This window comes from Enterococcus sp. 5B3_DIV0040, from assembly GCF_002140755.1.
Classification (GTDB): Bacteria; Bacillota; Bacilli; order Lactobacillales; family Enterococcaceae; genus Enterococcus_D; species Enterococcus_D casseliflavus.
Genome location: NZ_NGLC01000002.1, coordinates 364530 through 385638, shown reverse-complemented (window position 1 = coordinate 385638; position 21109 = coordinate 364530). Strand labels below are relative to the sequence as shown.

The 21109-nt window shown below is 45.2% G+C and carries 17 protein-coding genes; 4 read left to right on the top strand and 13 right to left on the bottom strand.

Features of this window, described 5'->3' with window-relative positions; all coding sequences use genetic code 11:
• Positions 1–40: 40 nt before the first annotated feature.
• Together A5883_RS14100 and A5883_RS14095 are read right to left on the bottom strand one after the other, a co-directional pair.
• Positions 41–1249 (bottom strand): NAD(P)/FAD-dependent oxidoreductase, encoded by a 1209-nt coding sequence (locus A5883_RS14100; protein WP_015508719.1) that lies wholly within the window; start codon positions 1247–1249, stop codon positions 41–43.
• A gap of 31 nt (positions 1250–1280) precedes the next feature.
• Positions 1281–2183 carry a prenyltransferase gene (locus A5883_RS14095; protein ID WP_005226546.1) on the bottom strand — a complete coding sequence of 301 codons (903 nt, stop codon included), beginning with the start codon at positions 2181–2183 and terminating at the stop codon, positions 1281–1283.
• A 93-nt stretch (positions 2184–2276) separates the two neighbouring features.
• Here A5883_RS14095 and A5883_RS14090 point away from each other — a divergent pair, with 93 nt between their 5' ends.
• Positions 2277–3257: a polyprenyl synthetase family protein gene (locus tag A5883_RS14090; RefSeq protein ID WP_005226544.1), complete on the top strand. Its 981-nt coding sequence runs from the start codon at positions 2277–2279 to the stop codon at positions 3255–3257.
• A gap of 55 nt (positions 3258–3312) precedes the next feature.
• Here A5883_RS14090 and cydC read toward each other — a convergent pair whose 3' ends face one another.
• The 5 genes from cydC to A5883_RS14065 form a co-directional block, all read right to left on the bottom strand.
• Positions 3313–5070, bottom strand: a complete 1758-nt coding sequence (gene cydC / locus A5883_RS14085) for a thiol reductant ABC exporter subunit CydC (RefSeq protein ID WP_086338872.1) — start codon at positions 5068–5070, stop codon at positions 3313–3315.
• Positions 5063–6784, bottom strand: a complete 1722-nt coding sequence (gene cydD / locus A5883_RS14080; protein ID WP_005226535.1) for a thiol reductant ABC exporter subunit CydD — start codon at positions 6782–6784, stop codon at positions 5063–5065. Before cydD ends, cydC begins: the two co-directional genes overlap by 8 nt.
• A complete protein-coding gene (cydB, locus tag A5883_RS14075; protein ID WP_005226530.1) occupies positions 6781–7800 on the bottom strand; it encodes a cytochrome d ubiquinol oxidase subunit II in 1020 nt (339 codons plus the stop codon). The genes cydD and cydB overlap by 4 nt, the downstream gene beginning before the upstream one ends.
• Positions 7797–9227 (bottom strand): cytochrome ubiquinol oxidase subunit I, encoded by a 1431-nt coding sequence (locus A5883_RS14070; RefSeq protein WP_005226527.1) that lies wholly within the window; start codon positions 9225–9227, stop codon positions 7797–7799. The genes cydB and A5883_RS14070 overlap by 4 nt, the downstream gene beginning before the upstream one ends.
• A gap of 187 nt (positions 9228–9414) precedes the next feature.
• Complete coding sequence (locus tag A5883_RS14065; protein WP_015508714.1) at positions 9415–10374, bottom strand: helix-turn-helix domain-containing protein; 960 nt, start codon at positions 10372–10374, stop codon at positions 9415–9417.
• 95 nt (positions 10375–10469) lie between these two features.
• Between A5883_RS14065 and A5883_RS14060 the strand changes: the two genes are divergently transcribed.
• Genes A5883_RS14060 through A5883_RS14050 form a run of 3 tightly spaced genes read left to right on the top strand, consistent with a single transcriptional unit; the run spans position 10470 to position 12577 of the window.
• Complete coding sequence (locus A5883_RS14060; RefSeq protein WP_086338871.1) at positions 10470–11411, top strand: ABC transporter ATP-binding protein; 942 nt, start codon at positions 10470–10472, stop codon at positions 11409–11411.
• Positions 11408–12160 carry an ABC transporter permease gene (locus A5883_RS14055; RefSeq protein WP_086338870.1) on the top strand — a complete coding sequence of 251 codons (753 nt, stop codon included), beginning with the start codon at positions 11408–11410 and terminating at the stop codon, positions 12158–12160. Before A5883_RS14060 ends, A5883_RS14055 begins: the two co-directional genes overlap by 4 nt.
• 60 nt (positions 12161–12220) lie before the next feature.
• Positions 12221–12577 carry an MmcQ/YjbR family DNA-binding protein gene (locus A5883_RS14050; protein WP_010748512.1) on the top strand — a complete coding sequence of 119 codons (357 nt, stop codon included), beginning with the start codon at positions 12221–12223 and terminating at the stop codon, positions 12575–12577.
• Positions 12578–12685: 108 nt separating this feature from the next.
• On the opposite strand, the gene A5883_RS14045 is transcribed toward A5883_RS14050, so the two are convergent.
• The 6 genes from A5883_RS14045 to A5883_RS14020 form a co-directional block, all read right to left on the bottom strand.
• Positions 12686–14128 (bottom strand): glycoside hydrolase family 1 protein, encoded by a 1443-nt coding sequence (locus A5883_RS14045; protein WP_005226517.1) that lies wholly within the window; start codon positions 14126–14128, stop codon positions 12686–12688.
• A gap of 381 nt (positions 14129–14509) precedes the next feature.
• Entirely contained in the window at positions 14510–15817 is a 1308-nt protein-coding gene (locus A5883_RS14040; protein ID WP_010748511.1) for a PTS sugar transporter subunit IIC, read from the bottom strand.
• 325 nt (positions 15818–16142) lie between these two features.
• Positions 16143–17456: a PTS sugar transporter subunit IIC gene (locus tag A5883_RS14035; protein WP_086338869.1), complete on the bottom strand. Its 1314-nt coding sequence runs from the start codon at positions 17454–17456 to the stop codon at positions 16143–16145.
• A 7-nt stretch (positions 17457–17463) separates the two neighbouring features.
• Positions 17464–18744: an apiosidase-like domain-containing protein gene (locus A5883_RS14030; RefSeq protein ID WP_010748509.1), complete on the bottom strand. Its 1281-nt coding sequence runs from the start codon at positions 18742–18744 to the stop codon at positions 17464–17466.
• Between the two features lie 46 nt (positions 18745–18790).
• The gene (locus tag A5883_RS14025) at positions 18791–19648 is read right to left on the bottom strand and encodes an alpha/beta hydrolase (protein WP_010748507.1); all 858 of its coding nucleotides are present in this window, start codon (positions 19646–19648) and stop codon (positions 18791–18793) included.
• 12 nt (positions 19649–19660) lie between these two features.
• On the bottom strand, positions 19661–21109 hold the full coding sequence (locus A5883_RS14020; protein WP_086338868.1) for an FGGY-family carbohydrate kinase: 1449 nt from the start codon (positions 21107–21109) through the stop codon (positions 19661–19663).

Sequence of the window (21109 nt, the reverse complement as noted above, 5' to 3'; positions counted from 1 at the left end):
AAACTGCGAGGTCACCCTCGCAGTCTGCTGTTTCTATTGCTCAATGATAAAAGTCGAAGCGGCCTTTCGCCAATACTTCTTTGACCCCACCGGTTTGGTACAAGGAACGATCCATAATGGCTTTTTTCACCACGGAAGCGGGATAGCCTTTGATGCCCATTTTCCCTACTAAGCCAAAGGCATGGGTATTGCCGATCGATGCCACTGAACCTAATGATTCAAAGTGGAAATCTGCTGGTTTTTCCCCGTTCATTTGACGTAAGATGTTTTTACCCGCATGCTGCCCCATCTTCAAAGCGATTTGAGCCGTTGTTGGATACGGGCGATTGGTCGCTGGGTCCATGACTGCTGAAACATCACCGACAACATAGACGTTACTATGATCAGGGTCTGTTAGGTCTTGATTGACCATCACGCGACCACGACGAGCAGAAAAGTCTGATTCAGCCATCACATGGCTGCCGCTGACGCCTGTGGTCCAAACGATGGTTTTGGCTGATAATTCTGCTGTTGCTCCTGTATCGGCATCATTTTGATAGACAACGACACCTGGTTTGATTGCTTTGATGGGTTTACCAGTCAGGAAGTTTACGCCCCATTTAACGAGATTTTTGATCCCGTAATCCGATAGTTTTTCATCAAACATCGGTAATAAACGAGTCACTGCTTCGACACAGTACAGTTTGATGTCTTCTGGTTTGACACCTGCTGCTTTCGCGAAGGTTTTACGGTTTTCCACCAATGAACCTAGCAATTCGATTCCAGTGAAACCAGCACCGCAGACAACGATTTTTAGGTAGTCAGGATTTTGTGTTTCTTTGTATGCCTTCATTTGTTTCAACAAATGATGATAGATGTTTTCTGCGGAGTCGACATCCACCATTTCCAACGCATGCTCCTCGACACCAGGGATCCCAAATGATTCTGATTCAAAGCCTAATGCCACGATCAAATAATCATACGTGCACGTGGATTGATCTTTAAAAACGATCACTTGCTGGTTACGATCGATCGACGCCACTTCCTTTTGAACAAAGCTCGTCTTTTGGGGACGAACGACATCATTGATGGGATAGCAAATGCGGTCTCTTGGTTGCGTACCGGCCGCAACTTCATGAAGATCGGTTGCCTCATAATGATAATCGTTTTTGTCGATCAATGTGATGTGAAACGCTTCTTTTGCTCCTTGCAGTACGTGCAATGCTCGCAATCCAGCATACCCTGCTCCTAAAATGACAACTTCCTTCATGTTTCCTTACTTCCTTTCTTTGCTGTAAAAATTATAAAATCAAACCAATCGCAAAACTCAGCACTTGTACGCATGCTCCGACCGCAAGGATCCGAACGGCACAAATGAAGGTCTCTCTTTTGATTTGTTTTTGCATAAATCGTTTTGTCTGTTGCCAGACAAAGGGCGCCGCGAAAAAGGTCAGAACCAGTGACCAAGGCGCAATGTTGAGGGCAACTGAGGCAATGATCGCAACAAACGCCAAGACGTTCATCGTGATAAATAATTTCAACGCACGGGCTTTACCAAGGTAATGCACCAGCGTATAGCGCTCATTTTTTTCATCCTCTTCCAGATCACAAATGTTGTTTGCCAGCATCAAGTTGGCGATCCATAATGTGTTGGGTAATGAGATCAAGAAAATACTGCCAATCGTGGCAATGTTCCATTCAAAGGTTTGATAGGCATTAAGGTAGACACAGATCAATGAGATCATAAAGCCCATCGTAAAGCCAGAAAAGAACTCGCCTAAAGGCAAACTAGAAAGCGGCCGTGGACCAGAGGAATAAAAGATCCCGACTAGGTAACAATACAGTCCCATCCAAAAGAGCGGCCAACCAACCACCATTGCCAAGGCGATTCCCATGGCGGCGGAAACGATGATCATGGAGACCATCAACCAAAAAACCAATTTGACAGACAACTGTTCCCGACCAATGATATTGGTCTTTTCTTTGTAATCATGCCCTTCTGTGGCATGATGGTAATCGTTGTAGTTATCTAAAATATCCACCGCCATATTGAAGATCAGCATGGCAATGAAATACAATAGGACATAGCCAAGATGAATCGTTTGATAATTGTACCAGCTGTAGCAGACACCAATGAAAAATGGCAAAATACTGGCGGTTTTTGCTTTAAATTCGACAAGTTCTAAAAATACAGGTAGCGTCACAACTTCACCTCCTTTAGTGAGTGCATTAAACTAGTCAATCACGCCCCTTTACGCTAGAATAAGGGCTGAATGACTGTTAGAAAGGGTTATACTATGTTTGACTTTTGGATCGATTATCCGACGATCGAACAACGATTGAAAACCGTATGTTCCATCATTGAAGAACACGTTACTGTTCGTAACAAAGAGATACAAGATGTTTTGATCGACTTTACTTATTCAGGTGGAAAAATGCTGCGGCCAGCGCTCTTTTTTTTGTTTGCTGACTTAGGCGATCCCCATTATAAAAAAACCGACCAATTAACAAAAATTGCTGCTTCTCTAGAAATTTTACACATGGCCACTTTGATCCACGACGACATCATTGACGATTCGCCGCTGCGGCGCAGTCAAGTCACTGTTCAAGCCAAATACGGCAAGGATATCGCGGTCTACACGGGTGATCTTTTGTTCACCCAATTTTTTGAGCTTTTGATCGAAAGTATGAATGGCTCCCCGTTTTTAAAAACCAACGCACAAGCCATGAAACGACTCCTTTTAGGTGAACTTGATCAAATGCACACTCGCTACAACATCCATGAATCGATTGACGACTATCTGCAAAGCATCAACGGCAAAACCGCTGAACTGTTTTGGCTCGCTTGTCTCGAAGGCGCTCATTTTGGCGGCCTCGACACAGAAAACCAAGAGCGGGCGGGTGAGATCGGTCGCAACATCGGGATCGCCTTTCAAGTATTCGACGATATTCTCGACTACACCTCTGATAGCGGCACTTTGAAAAAACCGATTCTAGAAGATTTGGCACAAGGAGTCTATACCTTACCGCTGCTATTTGCCAAAGAACAGGCACCTGCAGCATTCGCTCCTTATTTGAATAAAAAAGCAGCACTCTCCTTGGCAGAAGCCCAAGAAGTTGCGGATCTTGTCGTCCGTTACGGCGGTGTTGAAAAAGCGCGCGCTTTCGCGGTCACCTACACGCAAAAAGCCTTAGACGACATCGATCTGCTGCCCGAAGCACCTAGCAAAGCCAAAATTCGTTCATTAACTGAACTGCTCTTGCAGCGCAATTACTGAGCCATAGAGCAATGAGAAGAAAAGCGTCCATCACTGATTGATGGACGCTCTTTTTTTATCGTCGTCCTTGGTCAATGGCCAATAAGTGTTGAAAATGTTTGTTTTCTGCTGCCAATTCGGCAGGTGTTCCGCTCATGGTCAACTGACCATCTTCAATAAAGAGCACACGGTCCATCATCGAAATTCCTTGCAAGTGGTGGGTGATCCAAATGATCGTTTTGTTCTCCAGCACTTGGAAAAAGGTTTCGAGCACGCCTTGCTCCGTGATCGGGTCTAAGCCGACGGTTGGCTCATCCAATAAGATGATCGGAGTATCTTTTAGCAAGATCCGCGCCAATGCCAAACGATGGCGTTCTCCACCAGAAAAACGCAAGCCGGCTTCATCCACCATCGTCGCCAAGCCGTTAGGCAAAGCTGCCACCATTTCTTTCAACCCGACTTGCTCCAGTACGCGCCAGACTTCTTCTTCCGAAGCCGACTCATTGCCTAGCCGAATATTATTCAAGACGGTCGTATGGAAAAGATAGGGACTTTGATTGATGACACCGATCAAGTCACTGATCGACTCACTCAATACCGTCACAGGCACGTCGTTTAAGGTGATCGACCCTTGCGTCGGTTGCAGATCGCCTCGCAACAAGGAGGCAAATGTACTTTTCCCAGAACCGCTGCGACCAAGGATCGCTAGTTTTTGATGCGCAGGAATCGTTAGATCCAACCCATGAAGCACTTCTTTGCCTTCAGGATACTGAAAATGCAAGTCCTTGACTGTGATCGACACGAGGCCCGTCACTTCAGGTACTGACGGTTGCTCCATGGAGACTTGGCGATTTTCTTCTGGCAATGCATTGAAGCGATCGATGGAGTCTTTGTAGCGATTGGTTTCTTGAGCAGCAGACGGTAATGGCGCAAATGCATCAACTAAAGGAAAGACACACAGGACAAAGGCAGCGATCCAGTTGGCTGCTCCTCCGTGGTTACCTGGAAAGCGAATGCTGGTCCAAAGCAGCAATGCGACAGCGATCACTCCAAAGATGCTTTGTAAAAGAAAATCACGCCGGCGATCAAAGGACAGCATCTGTTCATCCACCGCCCGCAACTGCGTTTCCAGTTCCTTATGGGCAGCCACGTACTCGCTGCCTCTTTGAGAGAAGACCCAATCAGAAACCCCTAATACATTATCCGTCAGTGTCGTATACAAGTTGTTTTTCATGTGTTTTTGCTTTTCTTGCCGCGCGCCGTTGATGATCACCGACCAAAGCGGCAAGACAAAGACGATGATCCCTAATAGCAGCAGCATCACCAAAGCAAACCACCAAGAAAAATAGCCGAGTCCAATGATCAAGAACGCATACAAGATCCAAGCGATCACGGTAGGAAAGATCGTCCGCAAATACAGGTTTTGAATATGGTTGATATCTTCTGCCAATAAGCCCAAGATATCCCCTGTGCGATGCGCTTGCTTAAAGAAGATCGCATCTTTTTCTACTACGTTGTACAATTTCAATCGTAAATTAGAGGTCATGCGCAAGACCCAGCTATGACTGGTCAACCGTTCCAAATAGCGAAAGACTGGACGGCCGATCCCAAACGCTCGGGTCAGTACGATGGGGATGTAAACCAATAGAATGTTTTCTGGGATCGATGCCGAGCGGCTGATCAGGTACCCAGAATTAAACATCAGTGCCCCACCACAGAAAAAGGTCAAGAAGCCTAGGAATAAGGCCAGCGCCAAAACGTTTTTGTATTTTGACAAGAAAGGCTTGACCCACGTATCAGTTTTCAATGAGCGCAATAAGCCGATTTTATTCAAGCTGTTCCCTCCTCATTCCATTGACTAGTTCTGTAAAAGCACCTTGCTTTTGCTGCAGTTGTGCCAAGGTTCCTTGTTCCACGATTCTTCCTTGATCCATCACGATGATTTCATCCATTTCTTCCATCCAGTGCAAGCGATGGGTTGCAAAAAAGACTAAACGGTTTTCCATCAGCGGTAGCATCCGTTCCTTTAAAGCAACTTCGGTTTCAATATCCAAATGAGCCGTTGGTTCATCAAACAAAAGAATCTTTCGTTGCTGGTCTAAAAAGGCACGGGCTAGAGCGATCCGTTGGGCTTGTCCGCCACTTAGATGCCGTTCCCCTTCTCCTAACATCGTGTCCAACCCTTGCGGCAGCTCCGCCAAAAGCTCAGTCAAGCCTGCCACTTCAATGGCTTTCAGTACGGCTTCTTTGGTAGCTGTCGGCTGATAAAACGCGACATTTTCCTGCAAGGTCAACCGATAGATATAAGGATTTTGCGGAATATAGATCAGCTGTTCTTGCCAGCTTGCTTGGCGAAAGGCCGTGGTCTTCGCCCCTCCGAGAGTGATCTCGCCACTGTCTGGCACGAGAAAGCCACTCAAGGTATTGATCAAGGTAGACTTGCCAGAACCGCTCAAACCGATGATCCCGATCTTTTTGAAGCCAGTCACGTTCAAGTTGATATCCGTCAAAGCCGCTTTTTCCTCGTAGGAAAACGCCAGCTGATCGATCGTTAACTGGGCGTCTTCCTGCCAACGAGGCACCGTTACTGCCGGTACTTGGGCTTCGGGCTGATGCAAGATCTCCGTCACCGCAGTCATCGCATTTTTCCCGTCTAAGGTTGCATGGTAATCACTGGAAAAGTCGCGGATCGGCAAGAAGTATTCTGGTGCTAAAATCAAGATGGTTAACGCTGGAAACAGCAAGATTCCTTCATTGATCAGCCGCAAGCCTAGCAAGACTGCCACGACGGCAATCGATAAGGTCGTGAAAAAGTCTAAGGCGAAGGTCGATAAAATACCGACTTTTAATGAAGCCATCGTCGCTTTCCGAAACCGTTCGCTGGAAGCAAAGATACTCTTGCCATATTTTTTACTGACCCCAAACAATTTCAGGGTGTCGATCCCTCGCAGGGAGTCGATGAAATGATTGGACAGTAATTGAAACGTTCGGTATTGTTTTTCCGCTTTGCTTTGCGCGGCATAGCCCAAGATGATCATAAAAATGATGATCAAGGGGAACACCAACAGCAAGACCAAGCCCGACTCCCAATCCAGATAAAAAACGAGTGCCAAAATGACCCAAGGAATGATCGACATATTCATGATTTTGGCAAGAATCAATTTCAAGTAGTTTTCGACTTGGTTGATCCCTTCCAAGACCATCGTTGTTACATTCCCCGTCCCTTGCTGTTGTGCGATCTGAGGACCGACCCGAAACAATTTCTCCAACAATTGATCCCGCAGATCGGCGGCTTGCTGGTAACTGTAATCATCAAGTCTTTTGGAACGGAAATAGATAACGGCTTGTCGGGCGATAAACGAACAAAAGAACAGCAGAATCCAGCCCCACTGTTCCTCTAATGGTCGTCCTTCCCATAAGCCAGTGATGGCACGTGCCAATCCATACGCCTGCCCAATAATGAAGAGCGCCTGCAGGAACGAAAGTCCCGCAAGCAGCCCTAAAAGTTGTTTCATTCCTGGGAGCTTCATGATTTGTTTATCAATCATTTATACCCCTCCAACGCCTCCGTATGACTGATCCGTTTACGGAAGATATAGTAACTCCAAGCCGTATAGGCCAAGACGAAAGGCAAGATCGTCAGTGAAAGATAACTCATGATCTTCAATGTGTAGCGGCTTGAAGACGCATCAGCGATCAACAGGTCATAGCTTGAATCGATCGAACTAATCAAGACTCTTGGGAATAACCCTGTGAAGATCAATGCCACCAAAGCGATCAACGTCAAGCCGCTCGCAATGAAAGCCATCATTTCTTTGCCTTTAAAGACGCCGATATTTGCAATCAGTGTCAGTACAACGATCACGAGCAACAAACCAAGCGTTGTCGCAAAATGATTTTCGAAGAAATCCGTTTGGAAGTAAAGCATCACAGCAAAGACGACTAAGCCTGCATATAAGATGCCATAAAAAATACTTGCATAGTTGCGTGCCCGTGCCCGAATCGGACCTTCCGTTTTCAAAGCGATATAGTTTAATCCGTGCAAGTAGCACAACAAGGTCAACGCGATCCCGCCAACGATTGAAAAGGGATTGACGTAATCCGTAAAGGTTGCCGTCATGTTGCCATCTTCACCCAAAGGCATTCCTTGGATCATGCTGACAAACATCAGACCGAAGAAAAACGGTACGATCGTACTGCCGATCGTCAACGTCCAGTTCCAAATGTTTTTGTGTTCTTTCGGGAAGTTTGCTCGAAACTCAAAGGAAACACCGCGAATGATCAACCCGACTAAGATCAATAACAAAATCAAATAAAAACCGCTGAACAAAGAAGCATACCAGTATGGAAACGAGGCGAACATCGCTCCGCCAGCGGTCAATAGCCACACTTCATTGCCATCCCAGACAGGCCCGATCGTTTTAACGATCTGGTCTTTTTCCTCTTCATTGTGGGCCAATGTCTGCACAGACATCCCCACACCAAAGTCAAACCCTTCTAAGAAGAAGAAGCCAGAAAATAAAAGCCCAATCAACGTGAACCATAGTAATTGCAGACCGGTCATCCTTCAAACGCCTCCTTATCAAATGGGTCTTCGTACCCTTCTTGGTTGTCTCCTTGGCTGATTTCGCCGAAGGCTTCTTTTTCAGGTCCATGATCCATTTCCCGTTTCACCAGATAGACCATCGTTCCGCCTAAGCCAGAGAACAAGAGGAAGTAAACGATGTTTGAGATCAAGAGTGAGGTCACGGAAACGTTTGGTGACACACTATCTTCGATCGTAAACAAGCCGTAAACCGTCCATGGGTAACGTCCTAACTCCGTGATCAGCCAACCAGCTGTATTGGCAATAAATGGGGTGAACAAAGTGATCGCCACTACCCAAAGCAGCCAGCGTTTTTCAAAGAGCCATGGTTTCTTCTTACGCGTAAAATACAACCCAAGACCAGAAACCAACAACATCAACGCACCAAAACCAGCCATGATCCGGAAGCTCCAAAAGAGTGTGTTGACCGGCGGGTAGTAATTACGGTCGCCGTAGGTTTCAATCAATTGCTGATTGACCGTATCCATCCCATCGATGGAGCCGAAGGGTTCATTGAAGGCTAAGATACTCAACATATAGGGAATCGAAATACCGAAGACTTGGTGATGTTCCGCTTCATTCGCCCAAGCAACGACAGTCCAAGCCGCAGGACTCCCGGTATCTTCATAAGTTCCTTCCATTGCGGCAAATTTCATTGGTTGTTCTTCAACCAAGTATTTCATTTGTTCATCCCCGGCTAGCAAGACGGTGAATGAACCGAACAATGCCACCGCAAAACCGATCCGCATTGATTTTTTGAAGAAGTCGCGGTCAATGTCTTTGTCTTTCTTCAACAGACGAAAGGCTGATAAACCAGCAACAATGATCCCACCCATCGTGATGGCAGCGGTGATCACGTGTAAAAACTCATACCACACCTGTGGATTTGCCAATAATGCACCGAAGTCAGTCATTTCTGCCCGGCCATTGTTCAAGGTATACCCCACTGGATGCTGCATAAAACTATTGGCAGCTAAGATCCAAAACGCCGATAGCATCGAACCTAGCGTCACCAACCAGAAAAAGGTGGCGTGCAGCTTGGGACTGACCCGATCCCATGTAAAGATCCACAGTCCTAAGAACGTCGATTCTAAGAAGAACGCCAACAAAGCTTCTAAAGCCAAGGGCGCACCAAAAATATCCCCGACAAAACGAGAATAGTCTGACCAGTTCATCCCAAATTGAAATTCTTGAATGATCCCTGTCACGACCCCGACAGCAAAACTCAATAGAAAAATATTTCCCCAAAACTTCGTCATCCGGCGATATTTTTCATCTTTTTTGATCACATAAAGTGTCTCCATAATTGCAACGACGACACCAGTTCCGATCGAAAACGGTACAAAGAAAAAGTGAAAAATCGTCGTCATCGCAAACTGGATTCGCGCTAGTGTCACAATATCCATCCTACATCCTCCTATTTCATAAAAAGTACATTAAAATAATTCTAAATAAAGAAAAATTCCAACTTCGAATATACTCCTCTAATCAGTAAAAAAGAAGCAAATTGCTTGCATTTACTGATTTTTAATCACTTCCTCTCCGATTCTTAAACATAAGGCGCTTTCATCAGCGGAATACAGCTTATTCTAGCTAGTCCCAGCCAAAACGGGTTCCTTCAGAAAGCAATGGATCACTCAATAAAATCCCTGGAAACTCTTCTTTCAATACAGATGTGCTTAATAATTGATACATAGCAAACGTGTTCTTCATGCCTAATCTTTCCAGCTGATCTAACGTTTGCTGCATCAAGTCCGCCGCTTGTGCCTTATTTTGTTTTAATAGACATGTCCAGCCTTCAAAAAATGGCATAAAGATCGCTTGTTCAATGTGCTCTTTTTCATAAACATGATCTCGCCATAAATGAAAGGTCTTTTCCGCATAATTCGCCTCGTCGAAAACAGCAAAGACAGAAAATACCGTCTCAAACGTGTTGTACAAAATATCTTCATTGCCAGGAATTTTTGCAAAGCGCTGACTCTTTTTGATGGCGATCGTCAAGCAGCGCCAAAGCAAAGCTGGCTCCATCGAAATTGCTACGCGGGCAAACAGCCGCAGCTCATAAACACCCCATGTATCGGTATTCAGCAAGTAATGCTTGGCAGAGTCCAAACAGTAATTGTGTTTCAGGTAAGCCTCCTCGATGGGCACCCCTTTAAAAAGCTCCTCTTTCATCAAGTAGTCAAAACGGATCAGTTGTAAGAAGTGGTCCAGCTCCAAGGAGTAATGCTGTTGAAAGTACGTGGTCAGCTTTTGATATTTCTTTTTTAATTTAGGTACTTCATCAATGGATTCGATCCCCATCGAACGGACATAGTCAACCATTAGCTTTTGAGCCTCCGAATGATGCTCCCCCGTATGCAGCAGCTGAAACTCGGCAAAACTCACTTCCAATTTATCTAGCAAGCGATGAAATCGTTCGCAGGAAATCGTCGTTTTGCCATTTTCAAATTGCGATAGCAAAGACATCGACAATTGTTCATCCACTAATTCCTTCAACAGCAAGCCTTTGCTTTTGCGAAGCTCTTTCACTGTCGCACCATAATTGTTCATTTTTTCACCTTCTTTTTCAATATATTGAAATAAGTAGTTGCTTTTCCCGAAGAGCCTTTATAGTTGAATTATCTTATAGAAACGAGGGAAAAGCTATGGATACCCATATAAAAAAGAAAATGCTTCACGTGAAACATTTAAAAAAAAGCTTCAAAGACAAAACCGTTTTGAAAGAGGTCACTTTTGACGTCACTCCTGGCGAAGTATTTGTCTTACTAGGATCAAACGGCGCTGGAAAAACCACTTTAGTCAAAATTTTGTCCACTATCCTACCTTTTGACCAAGGAACCGCGCTGATCGATGGGATCGACTTGACCAAAGATCCAGCAGCGATTCGCGAAAAAATCAGTCTGACAGGGCAATTTTCCGCCGTCGATCAAGAACTGACCGGACGAGAAAACTTGCTGATGATTGCTGCCTTGCGCCATGTCAAAAACAAACAGTTTATCGTCCAACATTTGTTAGAGCGTTTTGATTTGGTGGATGCCAGCAACCGACTAGTCAAAAATTATTCTGGTGGCATGCGACGACGCTTAGACATCGCCATGAGTTTTATCGGCGAACCTGACCTGCTCTTTTTGGATGAACCAACGACCGGGTTAGACCCGCAAAACCGCTTAGCCACATGGCACATGATCAAAGAGATCGCCGCTCAAGGACGAACGATTTTCCTGACGACCCAATACCTCGAAGAAGCTGAATTTTTAGCAGACCAAGTCGCCATCTTGCATGAAGGGAAAATCATCTTGCAAGGAACACCAACGGAAGTCAAAGCACTGCACCCTTCACAAACGATGGAAATCAGCGTATTGACGAAAGAACACTTACAGACCGTGCGTCAGCATCTGTCTGATTTTCCGCTGCAAGTCAATGAGTCCAGTCTCTCTCTGGCATTTCCCGTCAGTCAAGACTTCCAGCATTCCTTCACGCTGTTGCAGGAACTCAATCAACTACCGATCACTATCACCAGTTTTAATCAAAAGAATGCTTCGTTAGAAGATATTTTTCTAACACTTGTCCAAGGAGGAAACCAATGAAAGCAATTATAGAAACCAACACCTTATTCAAACGCAATCTCTTGCTATCGATTCGCAGTATGGAGACTTTGCTAAGTGGGATTTTGACCCCAGCGATTTTAATGATCCTCTTCGTCTATGTTTTTGGGGGAGCCATGAACGTCGGCGATACCTCTTATGTCGATTTTGTCGTTCCTGGTGTTCTCGTCCAATGTATCGCCCAAAGCGCCTCCTCCGTTGGGGTAACGGTGACGGAAGATTTGAAATCCGGCATGGTGGAACGGCTGATGACCTTGAACATCTCTAACTCAGCCTTTTTAAACGGCCATGTCTTCGCCGCGACCCTTCGGAGCTTGATCAGCACCTTGGTCGTGTTGATCGTCGCCATGATCATCGGTTTTCGCCCCCAAGCCACAGTTACAGGCTGGGGACTCGCCTTCCTATTGATCTTTTGCTTCACCTTCGCCTTTACTTGGGTCTCCGTTCTGGTTGGTCTCATCGCCAAAAGCCCCGAGACAGCGACCTTGTTTACTGTCTTGATCACCCTTTTGCCCTACTTAAGCTCTGGTTTCGTCCCTACGGAAACCATGCCGCGTCCGTTAGCCATTTTTGCTGAATACCAACCAATGTCGCCGATCATCCATTCTTTGCGCGGGCTTTTGTTAAACTTGAAAGATACCACCTTGATCAGTGCCTTTAGCTGGTGCGGCGGTATCGTAGTGGTGAGCTGGTTCTTGGCACGAATGCTTTATCAGAAACGGTTACGCTAGGTAAAAGGAATCAGTGGTATAATATAAGTAGTTTTCTATTATAAAAAGGCAGGGATACCCATGGATCTTAAAAACCGGCTGATCGCCTTCGCTCAGACCTTCAATGATGTTCAGATCGACCATCCATTTGCAAAGTTTCCCGAGTACCAAGTCTTGCGGCACCGTAAAAGCGGTAAATGGTTTGGCTTGCTGATGACTGTAGAAAAGCAAAAATTAGGCTTGGAAGGAACGGAAATGATCGAAATTTTAGATGTCAAAGCAGCGCCCGAAATGGTTTCGATCATCAATCAAAGTCGCGGCTATTTACCCGCTTATCACATGAATAAAAACCATTGGCTCACCGCATTACTAGATGGCTCTGTATCAGAAAAACAACTCCAATCTTTGTTACGAGACAGCTATGAACGTACCCGTTAAACCCAAATATCACCAAAAAACCGATCAACGATGCGCCTATATAGGAGCACCGTTGATCGGTTTTCTTTTATAACGGATCCTGTGTCATCCGTGAGTCTAACGAAACACTTAGGCCAACTCTTCTCCGTTTGTTGCAATGACTTGTTTGTACCAATCGAAGGATTTTTTCTTGGAACGATCCATCGTGCCGTTGCCTTCGTCATCAAAGTCAACATAGATAAAGCCATAGCGTTTGCTCATTTCGCCTGTTGAAGCACTGACAAGGTCGATACAGCCCCATGGGGTGTAACCGATCAAGTCTACGCCATCAGCGATCGCTTCGCCCATTGCTTCAATGTGGCGGCGCAAGTAATCGATACGATAATCATCTTCGATCTTTCCTTCTTCGTTAAAGGTATCAATGGCTCCTAAGCCGTTTTCCACGATAAACAACGGTTTTTGGTAACGATCATACAGTTCATTCAACGCGATGCGAAGCCCTTCTGGGTCGATTTGCCAGCCCCATTCACTTGCTTCTAAGAATGGATTGCGGACGCCGCCCAACAAGTTTCCTTGCACTTCATCGGCTTCTTCTGTGGTGATATCCACGGCAGAAGACATGTAGTAGCTGAAGCCAACATAGTCAACAGTATGTTCAGCGATCAAGGCTAAGTCTTCTTCGGTAATCTCAAGATCCTCTTTATTGACGCCATGTTCTTTGTACAAACGATCCGTAAAGGATGGGTATTTTCCACGTACTTGCACGTCGGCACAGTAGTAGTTGAAGGCTTGATTATGGATCATCGTCGCCACTTGGTTGACTGGGTTCGCATCAATGCTGTAAGTCGTTGCATAAATGATCATACAACCGATCTGTAACTCTGGGTTTAATTCATGGCCGATTTTGACTGCTTTACTGCTGGCAACAAATTGGTTGTGCCACGCTTGGATCACGTTTGTAAAGTCGCTGGCACCCGTGCTGTTGACCATTCCTTGACTCAATGCGGAGAAATGGAAAGCAGAGTTGATCTCATTGAAGGTCATCCAGTATTTGACTTTGCTGTGGAACCGTTCCAAGACGACTTTTGCAAAACGTTCATAGAAATCGATCAATGCTCGATTTTTCCAGCCACCGTATTCTTTGGCTAAATGCAAGGGCATTTCATAGTGAGAGATCGTAACCACTGGCTCGATCCCGTATTTCAAACATTCATCGATCAGCGCATCGTAAAATGCCAGTCCAGCTTCGTTTGGTGTCGTTTCATCGCCTTTTGGAAAGATACGTGTCCATGCGATGGAAAAACGATAGCTCTTGAAGCCCATTTCTGCAAACAACGCAATGTCTTCTTTGAAACGGTCATAATGGTCGATCCCGCGATGATTTGGGTAGGTGTATTTGTCCTCATCGATCGTCCAATCAAACGTATCACTGCCTAAAATCGCTAAACGCTGTTTGCCGCCAGGCATTGCATCCGCCACTGACAAGCCTTTGCCATCGCGATCAAACGCCCCTTCTAATTGATTCGCTGCGGTCGCGCCGCCCCATAAGAAATTTTCTGGAAATTTTGCCATTTGCTCGTTCTCCTTTTGTTTTCTTTTGATAAACCTACCTAGCTGGTTACTGAAAAATCTCCGATAAAAAACAAAAAACCTAAATAAGAGCCGCTGCTAAAACGAGAAGAGCGCTTTCTTATTTAGGTCTTGCCTGATCGAGTCAGTAACAATCCACGTGGGTTTTCTTTCTTTAACTATAGCACTAACTCATTGGCTTGTCACCATAAAATCGGTTTCTTTTAACCAGCGATCTTTTGAAAAAAGGGGAAATTTAACCAGTAAACCCTGTCAAATTAGCTTCTTTTAAAGAGTTTTTTATGAGTAGCCATTAAACAATTTCCTAACAATTACTGTTGACCCTTTCTATACGTTTAAGCAACTCCCTTTGATCTTCAACCATCAAGAAATCACTCGATCCATGCTTTGTTCTGCTGCTTTTTCTTGCGTTTCTTGCGCCAATTCTTGTTCGGCATTTTTCTTATCCAAAATGCGGACAAATGGGTAATAGATCAAGGCACACAAAGGAATCATCAGTAATTGAGCCGCCGCAAGTTTCCAACTTCCTTGTAAAACTCCCGAAAGAACAACTGGAGCTCCAAAAGGCACTTGCATCCCGATAGGAATCGGTAAAATATTCGTGATGGTTAAGATATAGCCTAAAATAACACACACAACTGGGCTTAAAATGTAGGGGATCGCCAGAATCGGGTTCATCACGATAGGCAATCCGAAAATTAGTGGCTCATGAATCCCAAAAACTGCCCCTGGCGCTCCTAATTTACCAATCGTTTTAAATTGTTTGCTTTTTGATAAAAACAACAGGACAACAATTAAACCAAGCATCGCTGAAAAGTTGGCATAGATGCTCCAAAATGCACCAGTTACTATATTGGGCATAGGTTCTCCCGCTTCATAAGCAGCTAAATTTTCTAGACTAAGTACCGTCATTATTGGCTGAATAATACCAAAAACGACTGCTGCGCCATGAATGCCAAACACCCAAAGTAGTTGCATCAGCAATAATGCAATACAAAGAGACCAGATCGAACCTCCTAGACTTTGCAGTGGAATTTGTAGAATCGTGTATACAAATTGATGGAAACTACCGAATTCCGTCATCTTCCACAAACCGGCTGTTATCGTAAATAAGACTGCTACTAACACTGCTGGAACCAGTCCCGAAAATGTTTTGGCAATCGTTGGTGGTACCCCCTCCGGCATCGTGATAACCAAGTTTTTATCGACAAAAAACACATACAAACGGGCAGTTAAGACACCCACGATCATCGCCGCAAACAACCCTCTAGCCCCCAGCCAGTCAAAGGTCAAGGCATTGATCACAAGCTCTCCATCTTCAAAAACACTGATTGGTGTTAAGACTAAAAAGGAAAACAAGGAAACAAACCCAGGGATCAAGCCTTCTTTTCCATATAAGCCTGCCAATTTGTAAGCGATGGAAAAAGCGGCATAAATAGCCAATGCATTTGTCGTAAATTGAGCCGGTAAGGCGATAATATCGCGAAACGGGGCAATCATTGATTGATAAACCCCGATTTGCATGGAAGACAACAGTGTACTGAATGCGCCGATGATCATGATTGGCAGTAGGGTCATCAATCCAATTGAGATTGCTTGCATATACTTATTTTGCTGAATCTTACTTGCGTAGTACTGGCCTTTTTCGGTGAACTTCTCTGCGAAAGTCATATAATACACTCCTTTTTGATCTGTGTCCGAGAAACAAAACGTCTTGATAGCAATTGTGGGGGAGCAGCTGGTCTTTTTTTAAAAAGACCCATACTGAGTAAAATCAAAAATTAAAAAATCTATTTGTGTCACATTTGCATTGGGATCATCGGCGTTTCCCCGAACCATTCGATTACTAAGTAGATCAATCAGAGCCTATCTGCTTTCGGGAATGGCCGATCATTGACTGGATTCACCGTCTTAAGAAATCAAGTGTGCAAAAATTCACCTTGTCCCTTGTTGAAGAAGAACAAGGTCCTGCCTTTTACGCATTGTTCCCCTGAAGTCAGACGGTTTCTCCAGCTGGATCGATACTTTCAGTTTGAACCTCTGCTTGCGCTGCTTCTGCTTCTGTTTTTAATTTTCCTTTATCTAATATTTTGACAAAAGGAATGTACAGCAAGCAGCCTGCCAAAACGCAAACGACTTGTAGAACTGCGACCTGCCAGCCTCCAGCTAGAAACCCATTTAGAAAAATCGGTGTGCCAAAGGGAACTTGTACGCCACTAAGTCGTGGGACGATCCCACTCCAGATCGCTAGGTACGCCACAAGCACTTGAACCAATGGTGTTAATATGAACGGAATCGCCATGATTGGATTCAAAATCAGCGGTAAGCCAAAAATCACCGGCTCATTAATGGTGAACAATCCAGGAACGGCACTCAGGTTAGCGACTGTCCGTGATTGTTTTGATTTCGCCAACAGCAAAATAACGATAATCAATGACAATGTTCCCCCAGCCCCACCAATACCAGCAAACAAATCATAAAACGACTTGCTCAAAATATTCGGCAACTCGGAACGAGCAACGCCGCTAGCCAAAGCATCCATATTTTCCACATCCATTGGTAAGTACAAAGCGGTGACAAAGCTACCCACCACCAACGAACCATGGATACCGAAGAACCATAGCACCATTTGGATCAGTACAATAAATAACAACGAACCTACACTAGAAGACAAGCTTTGCAGCGGCATTGCCAAGATTTGATAGATGAAATCTGAGAATGAGCCATAAGAAGTAAAACTGAATGCCCAGCTAATGACGATCGCGGTAAACCCAGAAATAATTGCTGGAATCAAACCGGCGAAGGTATCCGTCACAAATTGCGGCACGCCTGCTGGCATTTTGATGGCGATATTTTTTTCTAAAATAAAGCAGTACAAACGAGCAAAGACTAAGCCACAGATCATAGCGGTAAACAAGCCTTGAGCACCGAGTTTGCTCATGTCGAGGGTCGTTGTTTCCTCTAAGGTAACCATTGGCGTCATCATCAAAAAGGCAAACAGTGAAACGATGCCGGCAGGAACCGCCGATTGCTTAAATTCTGTCGCTAAACGGTGACCGACCAGAAAGGAAGCGTACACTGAGATAACCCCGACGGTCATACTGTAACCGACGGAAAAATAGCCGCCAATATTGATCGAATTGATAAAGTCTGTCCATCCTTGAATCGGCAAAACTGCTAACAATAAGGCGATCGAACCAATAATGTTGATCGGCAGCGTCGCCATCAACCCGTTTGAAATTGCCTTTAAATACCGATTGTTGGAGATTTTATCTGCAAATACTAACACCTTATCCATATACTTATCCATTTTCTTTTCACTCCTTTATTTGGATGACAAACAATACATCTTCATGACAATTGTGGGGATGGAAAACAGTGATACCATCGGTAACTGTCAGTTTTGGTTTCAAGAAACGATTGGTATTCAAATCGATCAATGTGACGGTCGCTGTAGAAAGATCTCCTTGCAGACGAACTGTTGTATTGCTTGGCAAGTAAAGCAACGCATCCTTCGATCCTGCGATGGCTGCCATACGAATCTGTTCATCTGCATCGATCAAGCGCTCTTGGCAAGGCACAAGCTCCTGAATATTTAATAATTCGAATAATTGCTTGATAAAGCCATAGTCATCTGCCCCAGGAAAAGATAAAGCTTCTGGCCAAATCATCGGACGATCAAACGCTTCCCCGATTTCTTCCGCAAAAGTCGCCGTCGGGGTTTGCCAACTCCAGATGCCGTGGGCACCGTACGTGATCCCAGCCGCGCCGCCGGCTAACAGTGATTGCCATGCCGCTTTGCGGACATCCTTTTGACCAAATCGGCCGTATACGTGACGGGCATAGCCCATTTGTTCATAGCAAGGTTCTGAGTTGATGATCGGCAGCTGCGGTTGTCTTTGATAAAAACGCTCTGCCAAATAATAAGGCATATTCAAAAAGGCACTGTTATGACCTGATTGGTATAAAAATAAGTCCAAATGTTCGACGATCGTTGCGGGAATCTCTTCAAAACGTCCCTTTATATGAATCGTTTTCAGAGTATTGGGCGAATGCTTTTCAAAGAAAGCAAAGGCTTCTAGATACGTATCGATGGTTGGCTGTGTTGGGAAATCCGTATCGCCACCAATAAAGTAGATCGGATGGAAGGCATCAAAAGTCGCAATCACTTTTTGATAGTAGGCCTGGCGGCAATCCTCCGGCAACACGTTGCGTTCTTTGTCCAACTGGCTAGCCCACGTGCCTGCGACATAGTTTGACCACAAGACGACCAACGCTAAAGTAAAGCCTTTCTCGTCGGCAATTTTACAAAGACGCTGAGCCCGTTCGAAATAGGCATCCTCCCAAACAGTAAAATCAAAGACGCCCGCATCAAGAGGAAACGGCAAGCAGTCAAATTGACCACGGCTGCGATCCCATTGCGGTAACACATTGATTTGAAGGGTATTGAAGCCCTGCTCTTTGCGTTTGTCTAAGTAAGTGATCCAGTCATTTTCTTGAATACTAGTAAAGGCACTCCAACAAGTGTCAGCTAAATAAAAGAAATGCTGTCCGTCTCGCAATAAGGTGCGTTTGTTTTGGCTTACGGTGATTTTCACAGTGGTGCTCTCCTTTCATCGGCACAAGTTGTGCACCGACGGTTTTTTAATCAATATAACTACTGAGCCAGCCTTCGCACAGCTCAAACCATTTAGCGACATGGGCATTGTGGTGACTTGGCTTGCGTGCCGTTGTTCGATCCGCTAATGCCAGTCCGTGTTCGCCTTTTTCAAAAATATGCAGTTCGAATGGAATCTCGGCTTCTCTTAATTTGACCGCCAGCTTCAACGAGTGCGCCACATCGACTAAGACGTCTTCCGTCGTATGCCAGAGAAACATCGGAGGTGTCCACTGATCGACATGATGCAAAATGTTCATGGATTGAATGGCTTCTTCCGTCGGTTGTTTACTCCCAAAAAAGCGTTCGTTGGCAGTTAAAGGTTTTTCGATCAGACTAGCAGCAAAGCCTAGCTCATCGATTGGGAAGGCATGCTCTTGATAAACCAATGGGTAGCCGGCGATCGCCAAATTCACTTTCAGTAAGTCACTGCTAACGCCCAACGCTTCTGCCAGCTCAGCATCGTGCCAGCGCGTCGCTAACTGCAACGCTAGATGTCCGCCTGCTGAAAAACCGCAAACGATGATTTGCTCCTCATCCACCAACCATTCTTGAGCATGCGCACGAATGGTTTTGACGGTTTGGGCGGCTTCCATCAAGGCATTGTGGGGAACGTTTTTCACTTGGTCACCGGTGGTGTACCATAAAACAACACTATTTAGCCCGATACTATTGAATTTCAAGGCAATGACTTCCGCCTCTCGATCACTGGTAAATGCGTAGCCGCCGCCTGGACAGACGATCACTAGCGGTCGTTTCTTGCCGACATTGTACTCTTTGGATTGGTGCAATAAATAGGTATCCACGTAAGCCGTTTGATTCAATTGGATTCGTTGGGTCTCCATATAGTTCCTCCTTTATCCTTCACTAAAAGCAGCTGATTTCTCAATGAACCGTTTCCATTTTTCATATTTCAAACGGATCACGGCCTGTTCGGCTTGCGGAACGATCGTGGTTTGCTGAATAGCTGGTTCATTCATGGTTGGATTGGCAACAAGCATTGTGCCGATGGCTGAAAATTCTTCGACTTCGCTGACGATGACGGGTTTATTGATCAAAGTCGCCAATAAGCTCATCAAGGCGCGGTTTTTCGAAACACCGCCATCGATCATTACCTGATTGATCAGTCGTTCAGCGACTTCTTCCATCACATCGATCACTGCTTTGATTTGAAAAATGATGCTTTCTAAAACGGCTTTCAACAGCTCATGAGTCGTCGTCGTGCGTTTCATGCCGACAAAGCTGGCAGTCATCGTATTATCCCAAAAAGGGGCACCCATTCCTTGCAATGCTGGGATAAAATAGATGTCTTCTTGACTGTCATTGGTCAGCACTTCTTGACAAATCTCAGCTACATCTGGCAGCGGAGCCACTTGCTCACTGAACCAGTTGATGGCGTCACCACAGGAACGGATGATGCCTTCTAGCGCAAACGCTGTTTCCTGGCTAGTTTGCCAGCCGACCGTCGTCAAAATGCGGCGATCTCGCAACGTCTGCTCCTGCTGCACTTGCATCATGATCGAACAACCGGTACCCATCGTGATTTTTACATCCCCAAGGCTTTGACAACCTTCCCCGAATAATGCCGCTTGTGAATCGGCTAAGATTCCTTTGATAGGGATTCCGTGATAGTTACCGAAAACCGTATCAGCAGGTTTGATCGCTGGCAAGTCTGCTAAATGGATGCCAAAAAGTTTGACGAGTTCTGCATCCCAACGGCCCTCTTCAATATTGTAAAACAATGTTCGGCAAGCGTTGCTGGCTTCTGTCGCAAATACCTTCCCTTGCGTTAAATTCCACAACAGCCAGCTGTCCATCGTACCGATCGCCAACTCGCCAGTTCCCGACTTTTCCTTGATAGCCGATAATTCTTGTGCCAGCCATTTCACTTTGGTGCCAGAAAAATACGGGTCTAAGCGTAAACCGGTCTTTTGATTGATCGTCCTTTCCCAGCCTTGTGCCGTCAATTCTTCACAAATCGCGGCGCTGCGGTTGCATTGCCACACGATCGCATTGTACAAGGGATTACCAGTCAATCGGTCCCATGCAACGATCGTTTCTCGCTGATTGGTCAAGGACAAGGAAACGATTTGACCTGCAGTGATCGCTTGTTCTTGAAACACTTGTGCCAGCAATTCTTGGACATTTTGCCAAATCTCGAGGGGATCATGTTCGACCCACCCGACTTTTGGATAAATTTGGCGATGTTTTTTATCGTAACGCTGCAGGATTTTCCCTTCTTGAAACAGTAAGAGCTTGGTACCGGATGTACTCTGATCTAAAACCAGCTGATAGTTCTTGTCCAT